Origin of the sequence: Ornithinibacillus halotolerans, from assembly GCF_014637405.1 — a bacterium.
Lineage (GTDB): Bacteria > Bacillota > Bacilli > Bacillales > Amphibacillaceae > Ornithinibacillus > Ornithinibacillus halotolerans.
Map to the genome: position 1 here is coordinate 110,482 of NZ_BMEY01000001.1, position 14,100 is coordinate 124,581.

The 14,100-nt window shown below is 34.3% G+C and carries 14 protein-coding genes; 13 read left to right on the forward strand and 1 reads right to left on the reverse strand.

Features of this window, described 5'->3' with window-relative positions; genetic code table 11:
- The first annotated feature begins 26 nt into the window (after positions 1-26).
- From IEV35_RS00660 to IEV35_RS00695, 8 genes are all read left to right on the forward strand, one after another.
- On the forward strand, positions 27-1,094 hold the full coding sequence (locus tag IEV35_RS00660; protein ID WP_188382750.1) for a YpbB family protein: 1,068 nt from the start codon (positions 27-29) through the stop codon (positions 1,092-1,094).
- Positions 1,087-2,634, forward strand: coding sequence for a RecQ family ATP-dependent DNA helicase (locus tag IEV35_RS00665; RefSeq protein ID WP_188382751.1), 1,548 nt, complete (start codon positions 1,087-1,089; stop codon positions 2,632-2,634). The genes IEV35_RS00660 and IEV35_RS00665 overlap by 8 nt, the downstream gene beginning before the upstream one ends.
- Positions 2,621-3,226 carry a CPBP family intramembrane glutamic endopeptidase gene (locus IEV35_RS00670; protein WP_188382752.1) on the forward strand — a complete coding sequence of 202 codons (606 nt, stop codon included), beginning with the start codon at positions 2,621-2,623 and terminating at the stop codon, positions 3,224-3,226. Before IEV35_RS00665 ends, IEV35_RS00670 begins: the two co-directional genes overlap by 14 nt.
- Complete coding sequence (locus IEV35_RS00675) at positions 3,198-3,656, forward strand: hypothetical protein (RefSeq protein WP_188382753.1); 459 nt, start codon at positions 3,198-3,200, stop codon at positions 3,654-3,656. The genes IEV35_RS00670 and IEV35_RS00675 overlap by 29 nt, the downstream gene beginning before the upstream one ends.
- Positions 3,657-3,821: 165 nt before the next feature.
- Entirely contained in the window at positions 3,822-4,403 is a 582-nt protein-coding gene (locus IEV35_RS00680) for a genetic competence negative regulator (RefSeq protein WP_188382754.1), read from the forward strand.
- Between the two features lie 186 nt (positions 4,404-4,589).
- On the forward strand, positions 4,590-5,870 hold the full coding sequence (locus IEV35_RS00685; protein ID WP_188382755.1) for a Glu/Leu/Phe/Val family dehydrogenase: 1,281 nt from the start codon (positions 4,590-4,592) through the stop codon (positions 5,868-5,870).
- A gap of 107 nt (positions 5,871-5,977) precedes the next feature.
- Positions 5,978-6,955, forward strand: a complete 978-nt coding sequence (locus IEV35_RS00690; RefSeq protein WP_188382756.1) for a YpdA family putative bacillithiol disulfide reductase — start codon at positions 5,978-5,980, stop codon at positions 6,953-6,955.
- A 16-nt stretch (positions 6,956-6,971) separates the two neighbouring features.
- The gene (locus IEV35_RS00695) at positions 6,972-8,024 is read left to right on the forward strand and encodes an LLM class flavin-dependent oxidoreductase (RefSeq protein ID WP_188382757.1); all 1,053 of its coding nucleotides are present in this window, start codon (positions 6,972-6,974) and stop codon (positions 8,022-8,024) included.
- 106 nt (positions 8,025-8,130) lie between these two features.
- Here IEV35_RS00695 and IEV35_RS00700 read toward each other — a convergent pair whose 3' ends face one another.
- Complete coding sequence (locus tag IEV35_RS00700) at positions 8,131-9,105, reverse strand: asparaginase (protein ID WP_188382758.1); 975 nt, start codon at positions 9,103-9,105, stop codon at positions 8,131-8,133.
- A 90-nt stretch (positions 9,106-9,195) separates the two neighbouring features.
- On the opposite strand from IEV35_RS00700, the gene prsW reads away from it, so the two are divergent.
- From prsW to cmk, 5 genes are all read left to right on the forward strand, one after another.
- Positions 9,196-9,834 (forward strand): glutamic-type intramembrane protease PrsW, encoded by a 639-nt coding sequence (gene prsW / locus IEV35_RS00705; RefSeq protein WP_188382759.1) that lies wholly within the window; start codon positions 9,196-9,198, stop codon positions 9,832-9,834.
- 404 nt (positions 9,835-10,238) lie between these two features.
- Positions 10,239-11,150, forward strand: coding sequence for a spore cortex-lytic enzyme (sleB, locus tag IEV35_RS00710; RefSeq protein ID WP_188382760.1), 912 nt, complete (start codon positions 10,239-10,241; stop codon positions 11,148-11,150).
- A gap of 13 nt (positions 11,151-11,163) precedes the next feature.
- Complete coding sequence (gene ypeB, locus IEV35_RS00715; RefSeq protein ID WP_188382761.1) at positions 11,164-12,504, forward strand: germination protein YpeB; 1,341 nt, start codon at positions 11,164-11,166, stop codon at positions 12,502-12,504.
- 105 nt (positions 12,505-12,609) lie between these two features.
- Entirely contained in the window at positions 12,610-13,272 is a 663-nt protein-coding gene (locus IEV35_RS00720) for a flagellar brake protein (RefSeq protein WP_188382762.1), read from the forward strand.
- Positions 13,273-13,318: 46 nt separating this feature from the next.
- Positions 13,319-13,990 (forward strand): (d)CMP kinase, encoded by a 672-nt coding sequence (cmk, locus tag IEV35_RS00725; RefSeq protein ID WP_188382763.1) that lies wholly within the window; start codon positions 13,319-13,321, stop codon positions 13,988-13,990.
- Positions 13,991-14,100 lie beyond the last annotated feature (110 nt).

A 14,100-nucleotide genomic window follows, 5' to 3' on the forward strand; every position in this document is an offset into this window, starting at 1 on the left:
ATAGATAAGGTAATGAGGTGGCAAACATGTATATCGAAGGCATCATTCTTGATGGATTAAATAAATTAAACATGAACCGTTCGATATTTGGAATCTATCATATTCTATTTGGAAAAAAGTCTGTACAATCTGTTCAAGATGCAAGTCTATTCCAACTGGAAACATATTACGGAATTTACCCGACTCTTTCAAGAGAGCATTATGTACGTATTATTAGTAAAATGAAAGAAGATGGATTAATCGAACAAGCTAGCAAAGATAATCATTTTACTATTACAAATAAAGGATTTAATTACTTAAAATCATTCCACAAGACTTCCATCTATCAATATATAAATGGGTTAATTTTTCAAGGGAAAGATGATTTATTTTTACTAAGGCTGTACTTATTAATTCAAACTTATTCCAATCTCCATAGGAATAACAATACATTTATCCCAATTGTCGATAACCAAGAAGTGATGAATTGGGTGAAACAATTTTATCGAAACCATCCAAAAACAACAACGAATGAACGATTATATGCTGAAATGCATCAATTATTATTATGCTTGACCGAGAAGGAAGCAGAATTTTTTGTCGACCGTTTAACAGGGTACAAATATTATGGGATGAGTATGGATCAATTAGCTGTGAAATATCTTCTAACACGAGATGATGCACACATCTTCTTACGTGGAATCACACACCAATTAATGACACAAATAGTAGGTCGAAAAGAAGATTATCCTATTCTTTCCCAATTAATAGTAGAACAGAAGCAAAGAAAGTTTATTACAGATACAGCAGCTAAAACATATCAATTGCTACGGGAAAACTACTCCATTCGACAAATAGCACAAATGAGAAAATTAAAAGAGAATACCATTTATGATCACATTATTGAAATTGCGCTTTATGATGAAAACTTTTCCATTCAATCATTTGTAAGCCCAAACGAACAGGTAGAAATAATTTCTATCATTCAACGACTGAAAACATATAAGTTGAAACAAATTAAAGAACATTGTCGGGATTCAATAACTTATTTTCAAATAAGACTTGTACTAGCAAGATGGAAAGAACTTTTACCGGAGGAAGCGCGTCATGATTAAGACAGGTACATTAGAAAACCAATTGGAATTCTATTTTGGCTATAAAACGTTTAGAACTGGACAGAAGGAAATTATCTCACGTGTTTTACAAGGGAAAGATGTTCTTGGGATTCTCCCGACAGGTACGGGTAAATCAATCTGTTATCAGTTACCAGCTCGACTCCAGAAAGGGTTAACTATCGTTGTATCACCTTTAATTTCCCTTATGATGGACCAAGTAAAGGAATTACGAGCAACGAATTTTAAAGAAGTAGTCGCATTGAATAGCTTTCTCGATTTCAATCAAAGAAAACGGATATACCGTTCTTTACACCAGTATAAGTTACTATATGTATCACCTGAAATCTTACAACAAAAGGAATTACAACATTATCTTGCAAAACAACATATTTCCTTATTTGTTGTTGATGAGGCCCATTGCATTTCACAATGGGGTCATGAATTCCGACCAGATTACCAGAAGCTAAATCAAGTCATCCAACTATTAGGTCATCCACCTATTTTGGCACTTAGTGCAACAGCAACGAAGGATGTTCAACAAGATATTATCGATTCTCTCAAGCGTCCCGAGATGGAAAAATTAATCTATCCAATGGATCGTAGTAATATTGCACTATCCATTCAAGAAGTGAGTAATAATGAAGAAAAGCTTGAGCGTATTACTTCGATATTATCTAAATATCAAGTACCTACATTAATTTATTTTTCCAGTAAGCTAGCTGCTGAAAATGTTTCTATATTTCTTGCGGAGAGGTTACCTAATCATCGGATTGCATTTTATCACGGTGGAATGGAACAAATGGACAGGATAGCTATCCAACAACAATTTATGAATAATCAAATTGATGTAATCTGTTGTACAAGTGCATTTGGCATGGGAATTAATAAAAATAATATTCGACTTGTGTTTCATTATCATTTTCCAAGTCAAATTGAATCTTATATACAAGAAATAGGAAGAGCTGGACGAGATGGAGAACAAAGTATTAGTATCCTACTATACAATCGGCAAGATGAATTTCTCCCGAGACAATTAATGGATAGTGAACTGCCTTCAGATGAAGACCTATCACGGGTCTATCGCATCATCGGTCAGTCTATCGCTTCGAAAAAAGCATTCCCTACAGATTTGACAGAGTTCCCATTATTTTTTGAAATAAGTGAAACTCAATGGAGATTTATTCAAGCACAGTTAGAAAAACATGGTCTGATCCTCGAAAATAGTTTACAATATGAACAAAGCAAACTAACTAAAATATTTCAACTAATTCGAACAATTCGGGATGAGCGTTTATTTTTTAAGCAACGTAAATTACATGAAATGATAAACTGGATACAATCAGAATCTTGTTTAAGAGAGGCGTTATATACGAAATTTCAAGAAGGATATACAAGTGTAGATGACCAATGTTGCAGTATTTGTGGAATTAACTTACAAAACTTTCAACCTGAAGAGATTCAACCACATAAAGTATTAGCATCTTGGGAGATGAAATTAAGACAACTACTAGTAGTAGGAGAGCAGCATGAAACAAAGTGATTTAATTAAACAAATTACGGATCAAGAATTAAGAAGAGCAGTGGTGTACTCCCAACTTTTATTTTTAGCAATTACAATCGTCTTAAGTTGGATACTATTTGATAGTTTTCTTGATTGGACAAGCTTGTTTGCATGGAATGTAAAAGAAATAGTTTATTATGGAGTAATACCGGGTATCGTAATAGTTGTTATTGACTTAATTTTAATTCGATTCGTTCCCGAAACGTATTATGATGATGGTGGAGCTAATAAACGAATTTTTTCTAACTTACAAGTCCATCATATTTTTTTCCTAACCCTATTAATTGCTATTTCTGAGGAGTTTTTATTCCGTGGTGTGATTCAAACGACCTTTGGTTTTATTATCGCAAGTATTGTATTTGCACTCGTCCATGTACGTTATTTACAAAAACCAGTATTATTAATTTCAGTTCTTTTTGTCAGCTTTCTTATTGGGTATATGTATGAATTAACCGGAAATTTACTTGTTACGGTTACTGCACATTTTATTGTCGACTTTTTATTAGGGTTAGCCATTCGTTACAAAATATGGGGTGATGTAGATGAAAGAGTTGACACCAGAAAATCATAAAGATGATTTAGAAAAACTTATTGAAGATATTAATGAAGGAACATCTCAATCTAACAAAGAGAGCAACGAAGAATTGGAAGAGATAAACAAAAAAGATGTTGAGCCTAAGCTTAACAATGAACTGGTTGAGATAAGTGAAGAAATAAATGAGCAAAAAAATGAAGTAGTTAATCTAGATGAAGAATTAATTCAGGAAAATATTGATAGGGTTGAGTCTGATGATGAAATCATTGAACTCAATGATAAAGTACTTCATCCAGAAATAAATGTATTAAATCTTCCCCCAAGAAGGGAAGTACATAGCCAAAACAACCAAAAAGTCCATTTCAAAATTAGTAAACCGTTCATACGACTAGCATTCGTCATAATTTTATTAGCCGTTGTACTTGGTATTTCATTTTATTTTAATCCAAATTTATTGGGTCTTTAAGATCAAAGTAGAATTCATTTTAAAATAACTTGTCTATCGTTCAACAAAAAGTAATTCGGCATATAATGATAAAAAGAGTTACTGAAAGCATATTTTTAGGCAGTATAGGCTCTTTCCTTATCTATATGGAAAGACATATCATTGTTATTTTGAGGAGGATGCTATGTGCGAATTGAAAGGGTGTCCAGTAGTCAATTTACAATATTTTTGACGTTTGATGACCTGGTGGAACGGGGATTTAATAAAGAGGAGTTTTTACACGATGCAACAAGCATCCAAAATTTATTTACTGATGTAATGTATGAAGCAAGCTCCGAATTAGGTTTTGAATTAGAGGGAAAACTAAATGTGCAAGTATTATTAATGCAAGCACAAGGTATGCATGTCATCGTCACGCAAAATTGCGATACTATAGATTGGGATGAGGACGTCATTGAAATGAAAGTTACACTGGATGAAAGCAAAGAGCTCATTTTTTCATTTGATGACTTTGAAGATGTTATTCAAGTATCTTCTTATTTGAGTAAACTAGCCGTTAGTGGCGGCCAAGTTTTTCATATGGGTAGTCGTTATTATATGTTGTTAAATCAAAACGAACTAAATGGCAACCATAAAGAAAATATCATCGCTTTAATGTCTGAGTTTGCAAATCCTAGTATTGTAACCTCTTATAGACTAAAAGAATATGGTAAAATTATTATCCAATCCAATGCAATCGAAACAATTGTTAATACATTTGATTCGTAAAAATGGATGAAATAAAAGTACTTACTAATACTAAAAAATGTTCGTTAAGATAGCGTTTTCATTTTTGTGTGGATTTAATCGCAAAAACTAAGTTTATTTATTGCATATTTATATTTAAAGTGTATACTAATCTCTGAGAATAGCTATTATTTTTACTATTTATTAGTTTCCTTAGGAGGTAAATTCATGGTAGCCGAAAAAGCAGCAGATTCTACCAAAGAGAAAAATAACAATAATGATGTATTAAGTTCGACACAAACTGTTATCAAAACCGCACTGGAGAAACTGGGTTACCCTGATGAAGTTTATGAGTTGTTAAAAGAACCACTTCGTATGATGGAAGTAAGAATTCCTGTGCGAATGGATGATGGTTCAACTAAAATCTTCACTGGATATCGAGCACAACATAATGATTCCGTAGGACCGACTAAAGGTGGAATCAGATTCCATCCAGATGTAACGGATAGAGAAGTAAAAGCTTTATCGATTTGGATGAGTTTAAAAGCTGGTATTGTCGATCTTCCTTATGGAGGAGGAAAAGGTGGTATCATCTGTGATCCTCGTGAAATGTCATTCCGTGAATTGGAAGCATTAAGTCGTGGATATGTAAGAGCAGTTAGTCAAATTGTAGGACCTACAAAAGATATTCCTGCCCCAGATGTGTTTACTAATTCACAAATTATGGCTTGGATGATGGATGAATATAGTAGAATGGATGAATTTAATAGCCCTGGCTTCATCACTGGTAAACCAATTGTATTAGGCGGTTCCCATGGTAGAGAATCTGCAACAGCAAAAGGGGTTACAATCTGTATTAATGAGGCAGCTAAGAAGCGAAATATTGATGTAAAAGGTGCAAAAGTAATTGTACAAGGATTTGGTAATGCAGGAAGTTTCCTATCTAAATTCTTACACGATCAAGGCGCTACCGTTGTCGGTATATCTGATGCTTATGGTGCATTATATGATCCAGAAGGCCTAGACATTGAATATCTTCTTGATCGTCGAGATAGCTTTGGTACGGTAACTAAACTATTTAATAACACCATTACAAACAAAGAGTTATTAGAAAGTGAATGTGACATTCTTGTTCCAGCAGCAGTAGAGAACCAAATAACGAAAGATAATGCACATAATATTAAAGCAAGTATTGTAGTAGAGGCAGCTAATGGTCCGACAACAATGGAAGCAACTAAAATTTTAACGGAACGAGGAATCCTACTTGTTCCAGATGTACTTGCTTCAGCTGGTGGGGTAACTGTTTCCTACTTTGAATGGGTACAAAACAACCAAGGATTTTATTGGACAGAAGAGGAAGTTGAAGAAAGATTACACGAAAATATGGTAAAAGCTTTTAATACAATATATGAAACCTCTCAGACAAGAAAAGTTGACATGAGACTAGCAGCCTATATGGTTGGTGTAAGAAAGATGGCAGAAGCTTCTCGTTTCCGCGGTTGGGTATAATTTTATCGATAATACATTGTTCAAAAGCTCTTATCCTAATGGTAAGAGCTTTTCATTTGTTATAATACATATATACAAAGTGTGAAGGCAAAAGGAAGTGTAGGGAAATGAATCAAAGAGAAAAGGTTATTATTATTGGTGCTGGCCCATGTGGAATGGCAACTGCTATACGTTTAAAAGAACAAGGAATTAACGCATTAATTATTGAAAAAGGAAATATTGTTAATTCCATTTATAATTATCCGACTCATCAAACATTTTTTAGCTCTAGCGAAAAATTAGAAATCGGAGATATACCGTTTATTACAGAAAGACAAAAGCCTGTTCGAAATCAGGCACTTGCCTACTACCGCAATGTTGCAGAACGAACAAATCTTCGTATTCATTCTTTTGAAAAAGTAACAACTTTAAAACAATCGAATAATGAATTTATTGTGAAAACAGTAAAAGATTCTGGGGAAGCGAATAGCTATCAAGCAGAACATGTCGTTATCGCTACAGGTTATTATGATCAACCAAACTGGATGAATGTGCCAGGAGAAGAATTACCAAAAGTTATGCATTACTTCAAGGAAGGGCACCCGTATTACAAGAAGGACGTTGTAATTATCGGAGGTAAAAACTCCGCTGTTGATGCTGCACTTGAATTAAATAAAGCAGGGGCAAATATTACTGTTTTGTACCGCGGAGAAACGTATTCTAAAAGTATAAAACCATGGATATTACCTGACTTCGATTCTTTAGTTCGTAAAGGTATAGTTAATATGGTTTTCAATGCACATGTTACAAAAATTACGAATGAAAAAGTATTCTACCGTGTTGGCAACGAAGATTATGAAGTCAAAAATGATTTTGTTTTTGCCATGACTGGTTATCGCCCTAACTATACTCTTTTAAAAGAAGTAGGGGTACAAATTAATCCTGAGAACGGGAAGCCAATTTATAATGAAGAAACATATGAGACTAACATTAAAGGTATTTTTGTATCTGGAGTAGTTGCAGCCGGAAATAATAATAACGAAATATTTATTGAAAATGGAAGATTTCATGGGGAAAAGATTGCCAAGGTAATAGCTGGCAGATAGTTGAGGAGTGAAGGAAATGGAATTAGGTATAACTACTTTTGTGGAAACAACTCCAGATGTTCATACGGGGCAAACAATCAGTCATGCAGAGAGAATTAGAGAAGTTGTTGAAGAAATAGTACTTGCAGATGAAGTCGGTCTAGATGTCTTCGGAGTAGGGGAACATCATCGGAAAGATTATGCATGTTCTAAACCTGCTGTCCTTTTAGCAGCGGCCGCTTCTCGTACGAAAAATATTCGATTAAGTAGTGCAGTAACGGTACTATCTTCGGATGATCCGGTTCGAGTTTTTCAAGAATTTGCTACTGTCGATGCTATTTCAAACGGACGAGCAGAAATTATGGCAGGACGTGGTTCATTTATTGAATCCTTTCCTTTGTTCGGCTATGATTTACAAGATTATCATGAGTTATTTGATGAGAAGTTGGATTTACTATTAAAAATCCGTGAATCTGAAATTGTCTCTTGGAAGGGGAAACACCGTGCAAGTATCCAGAACCGAGGAATATATCCAAGACCAGTTCAAGAGCCGATACCAGTTTGGATAGCAAGTGGAGGTACTCCAGAATCTGTAGTACGAGCTGGTGTGTTAGGATTACCACTTGTACTAGCAATTATTGGCGGAAGTCCATTACAATTTGCTCCACTAGTTGATTTATATAAACGTGCCGCTACACAAGCTGGTCATGATGCAACAAAATTAACGGTTGCATCTCATTCTCATGGTTTTGTTGCTAATAATTTAGATGAGGCAGTTGAACAATTCTTTCCTCCAACACAGCAAGCAATGAATGTATTAGCGAAAGAACGTGGGTGGGCACCTTATACGAAACAAACGTTTGATCATGCAAGGAGCCTTGAAGGCGCATTATATGTTGGTGATGTGGATACGGTTGCAGAAAAAATTATCTTCCTTCGTAAAAATGTAGGTATTACTCGCTTTATGCTTCACGTTCCAGTTGGATCTATGCCTCACGAACAAGTCATGCATGCTATTGAATTATTTGGGACAAAAGTAGCACCAATTGTTCGAAAGGAAATTGAAGAGTGGGAGCAGGAGAATAAGTAATTGTGAAGTGTAGAGTAGAAGAGTTAAATAATATAAACATAAGCACTAAAAAAGCCCTAGAAATATATTGGATAATTTCTGGGGCTTGTTAATTTCGTTTTAATAATTAATAAATATCATTTTCAAAAATATCTCGTATTACTTGTAAGTCAGATGTGTTTTCTAATGCAATTAGCAATTTGATTCTTGCTTTTGGACCAGTCAAGCCATTCGTAAATATAACTCCTAGTTCTTTTAGTTTTTTGCCACCACCTTCATAGGAATAGGTTGGTTGCACGTTTCCTCGAAAACTTCTCGACACTAATATAATAGGAATATCTTTAGCCAATATTCTTTTAATTGCAGGAATGGTCTGTTTTGGTAAATTACCTTGTCCTAATCCTTCAATTATAAGTCCATCTGGATTGCCATTCGCTATTAAATCAATAATAGTACTATCCATACCAGCGTAAGCCTTTAGTAATGGTACATTTTTTGTTATATTTTCAACTGGATAAGTAGTTCGTGAAATAAGTTGGTGGTGAAAGATAATCGTTTCCTTTGTAATAATTCCTATTGGTCCATATTGTGGACTCTGAAATGTTGCAACATTACTAGTTGATGTTTTAGTCACATTAACTGCACTATGAATCTCATCGTTCATCACAACTAATACCCCTTTAGAGTACGCAGCAGGACTTAACACAACTCGTATAGAACTGATTAAATTATATAATGCGTCCGAACCAATTTCATTACTAGAACGCATTGCTCCTGTAAGAATCACTGGTTTTTCTGTATCTAGAACTAAGTCCAATAAATAGGCCGTTTCTTCTAGTGTATCGGTACCATGAGTTATAACGACGCCTTCATATTCTGTTAATAACTTTTCAACGGTTTTTGCTAACTGTAACATATGATTCGGAGTAATATGGGGTGATGGTAATGAAAATTCAATATGTTCATCAATCACAACATCCTCTCCAAAGTTATACGTAATATTAGCTAGTGGGTGATCATTAGTCGTATTCACTTCCCCAGTCTCTTTATTTTCTAGCATCGATATTGTACCGCCAGTATGAACAATAATAATCTTTTTCATGTAACACACCTTACTTTCTCGTAAATTAGTATTCTCAATAGCACTTTTCCATGATACGATTAAATGAGTTGAGAGGAGAAGAGCTTTATCATGCTAGGTATTATTTCGGCAGGTGTTGCCCCTGCATTAGCATTAATGTCTTTTATATATTTAAAAGATAGAATTACGGAACCAATTCCATTAATAATGCGGACATTTGTCTTTGGCTGTTTGTTGGTTTTTCCTATCATGTTTATTCAATATGCATTTATTAGTGATGAGATAGGAAATGCGTTCGTTCAGTCTTTTTTTGTCGTAGCATTTTTAGAAGAATTTTTTAAATGGTTTATTTTTATGTATGTCATATATCAACATACCGAATTTGATGCCCATTATGATGGGATTGTCTATGCGGTTGCTATTAGTTTAGGATTTGCTACCGTAGAAAATATTCTGTACTTATTTGTAAATGGAATTGAATATGCATTATCGCGGGCCATTTTTCCTGTATCCTCCCATGCATTATTCGGTGTCATCATGGGATATTATTTTGGCAAAGCGAAAATGAATGCTAATCATCGAATTCGTAGCATTGTATTAGCTTTAATTCTTCCAATTGTTTTACATGGAATTTATAATTTTATATTAATTACTTTTGAAACAAACTGGATATTCTATGTTGTGCCATTTATGATTTTACTATGGATGTTCGGCCTACGTCGAATGAAAATGGCCATCGCTAGTTATTAATATTTATCATTTATTGAGGTTGAAACAAAAAGTAGGTAATTTGAACAAGTTGGTAGAGCATCTACCCCGGTGGAAAGATACTCCGCTTTCACTTCGAGCGCATGTTCGACAACTGCTCGGAAGTACCATCGCGGTGTCTTCTTTGACGCAGGTGTTGATGTAATTTGTTCATTTATAATTCCCTTACTTTTTTGTCTCAACCTTTATTTTTTATGACTACTATTTATAATCAACAATCTATAATCGACTATATTCAATGTTTAACAGTAAAAACCACATTTTTACATAGAAAAAATAATACTACTATTACTTTTCTTCAAGACAAATATAGTTTGTGATGCATAAATTACTTGATTCATCGAAAAATAGATATTACCAGACAAAAGAAAGTGAGAGGTAATGATATGACATTAAGAAAAGTAATCTTATTCATTATTATATGTCTATTTGCGATTGGACTTCAAGAAACAGTACAACCGAAAGAAGTAGATGCCTTTACGAATCAAGTGATACAACGTGGGGCGATGGGTGACGATGTAATTGAATTACAAGCAAGGCTTCAATATATTGGTTACTACAATGGTAAGATTGATGGAGTGTTTGGTTGGGGAACCTATTGGGCACTACGTAACTTTCAGAAAGATTATGGATTAGATATTGATGGATTAGCAGGATTAAAAACGAGGCAAAAACTTGTCGATGTAAGTAAATTCGATGGCAAATGGGTTCACACGCAAATTGCCCAAGGGAATGATTTTACGTACTATGGTGGCCAGCCATTATCCGAGCAAACCCGTTCTAAAAAAGGGTCGTCTGGAGGATCGAAATCGAAATCTGCTGCACCAAAAGGAACAACCAATACCAATAATAATACTGGAGGAAATAATGCCGGTACTACTAATAATACCGCAGATACTAGTAGTGAGCGAAAAACCACTGCAGTTAATGTTCCTCAAGGATTTTCCCAAAACGATATCGATTTAATGGCAAATGCTGTTTATGGTGAAGCTCGTGGTGAACCGTATGAAGGACAAGTTGCTGTTGCTGCGGTTATTTTAAATCGTGTAGAAAGTCCTACTTTTCCAAATACAGTAGCAGGGGTTATTTTTGAACCAAGGGCATTTACTGCAGTTGCTGACGGACAAATATGGTTAACACCTAATGATAAAGCAAGAGAAGCAGTTCTTGATGCAATAAATGGTTGGGATCCAACTGGAAATGCTATTTATTATTTCAATCCAGATACTGCAACATCAAGTTGGATATGGGGTAGACCACAAATTAAGCGAATTGGTAAACATATCTTTTGTAAATAAGGGGTGACGAATTATGTTGCGATGGATAACAATTGTTGTCCTTGCAGTAGGAGTAGCTGGTACTGCTGCATGGGGCTATAAAGAACATCAAGATAAGAATGCGATACTTATTCAAGCGGAAAATACGTATCAACGTGCTTTCCACGAACTGACATATAATCTCGATATGATGCACGATAAAATCGGAACTGCGATTGCGATGAATTCTAGGGAAAGACTTTCTCCTCAGTTAGCTGACATTTGGCGTCTAACTTCCGAATCACTGTCGAATGTTGGTCAACTTCCATTGTCTTTATTACCGTTTAATAAGACAGAGGAATTTTTATCAGATATTGGAGACTTTACGTATCGAACAGCGATTAGAGATTTAGAGAAAGACCCTCTTTCCGATGAAGAACTAAATACTTTAAAAGACTTATATGCACAAGCTGGCGATATTAAAGATGAACTACGTCAAGTACAACACACAGCACTAGAAAATAACTTGCGTTGGATGGATGTTCAACTTGCCTTAGCTACAGAAGATGAGCAAGCTGATAATACGATTATTGATGGGTTTAAAACAGTAGAGAAAAAGATAGAAGGATATGCTGAAGGAAATGTAGATTCGTCCATATCTGGAACTTCTTCTGAAAAACATAAATATGAAAATATTAGTGGCAAAGATATTAGTGAAAAAGAAGCATTAGTTTATAGTAGAGACTTATTTAATGTGAAAGAGGAAAAAAATTTACGAATAACAGGTACAGGTGATGGAGCGGATATTCCACTTTATAGTGTTTCCTACAATGATGGAAATAAAAATGCCTACCTTGATCTAACACAAAAAGGTGGACATCCTATTACCTTATTAGTCGATAGAGAAGTGAAAGAAAAGAAAATAAGTTTAAATGAAGGTTATAAAATTGCCGAACAATATATACAGGAACATGATTTTGAAAGTATGGAACTATTAAACAGTAGTGAATATGGAAATATTGGAATTTATTCCTTTATTTACAATCAAGATGGGGTTAGAGTTTTTGCGGATGCCATTGAAGTAAAAGTTGCTCTAGATAATGGCGATATTCTTGGATTAACTGCGAATAATTACTTCTTAAATCATCATGTACGTGATATACCTAAACCTAAATTATCTTCGGAGGAAGCAAGAAATTATGTTAATCCAAACGTCGATATTCAAGAAGAATATTTAGCAGTTATAACAAATGAATTAGGTGAAGAAGTTGTTACGTATGAATTTTTAGGAATTTTAGGGGATGACACTTACCGTATATTCATTAATGCTATGAATGGTGCTGAAGAAATGGTCGAAAAGCTTAACGGCAAAGAAATAAATTATGCTGGAATTTAAAATTTTTACTGGGAAAGGTCTTTGCCCTTTCCCTTTTTTTATTTTTTTGTGATAATAAGTAGCAGTGAGTTCTTTTTAAACAGATAGACTATATGGGGGTTTAAGTTGAAAATAGGCGATTTTATTACACTCATAATAAAAGATAAAGACAGCAAGGAAGAAGAAAAGTTTCGAAGTAAGATCATTGATCAAAATAATAATCATATATACATTGATTATCCTATCCATATGAAAACAAGACGAACAAAACACTACATAGAAATTGGAACTCCAGTTACAGCCGAATTTATAGGCCAAGATCAATTGTTATATCAATTTAAGACAACAATAGTTGACCGAATTCGTGGTAACATACCGGCATATTTACTGTTACTACCTAATGAGGATCAATTTCTTCGGATCCAACGACGACAATATGTACGTGTGAATGCTTCTTTAGATATTGCAGTACAAAGTAATGAATTTAATTTCTTACCATTTACTACAGTAACAATGGATATTAGTGGTGGAGGACTCTCGATTATCATACCCGAAGGAATACCTATGACAGAAAGTGAACGAATTAATCTTACGTTAGTTCTTCCGTTACATTCTGGGGAATATCATTATTTAGAATTAATAGGGGAAGTTGTTCGCGTCATTCATAAACAAGATTCCTTACGTACAGCGTCGATTAAATTTATATCACCTGAAAAACAAGATCAACAAGTGATTATTCATTATTGTTTTGAAGTACAACGAGAAGAAAGACAAAAAGAACTTATGTAAACATTTATATTGAATAGAAATTTTTTGAGAGGAATGAATAAACAACATGACAAAAAAAATCGCAATTGCAATTGATGGTCCAGCAGCAGCAGGGAAAAGTACGGTTGCTAAAATAGTTGCAAAAAAACTTTCTTATGTTTATATCGACACAGGAGCTATGTATCGTGCCCTAACATTAAAGGCTTTGAATGAATCGGTAGATGTAAACGATGAACAGGCATTAGTATCTTTATTAGATTCAACAACAATTAAATTAGTTCAAAGTGAGGAAGGGCAGCGAGTATTACTAGATGAAGAGGATGTTACAGTTTCCATTCGTACAAATGATGTAACAAATAACGTATCCTATGTTGCTCAACATTCAGAGGTTCGAATAGAAATGGTACGAAGACAACAACAATTAGCCCAAGAACGAGGCGTTGTGATGGACGGAAGAGATATAGGTACGAAAGTAATCCCTGATGCTGAAGTAAAAATATTCTTAATCGCTACGGTAGAAGAACGGGCAAAACGACGTCATAGTGAAAATCTTTCCAAGGGATTCCCATCTGATCTAGAATTATTAAAAAAAGAAATTGAAAAAAGAGATGAAATTGATTCCAAACGAGAAGCATCTCCTCTCGTAAAAGCAGTTGATGCTGTCGAAATAGATACAACTTCTTTATCTATCGAACAAGTAGCTGAAGCGATTTTAGAACAAGCGTATAAAATCATTTAATTTATGAAGGATAAGAAGACAATACTTGACAAATAAAAGTAAATATTAGAAGTTATAAAAGAAGGTTTATTCTGAGATTATAGTTTATTTTGGTGGTCCATAAGGAGGAA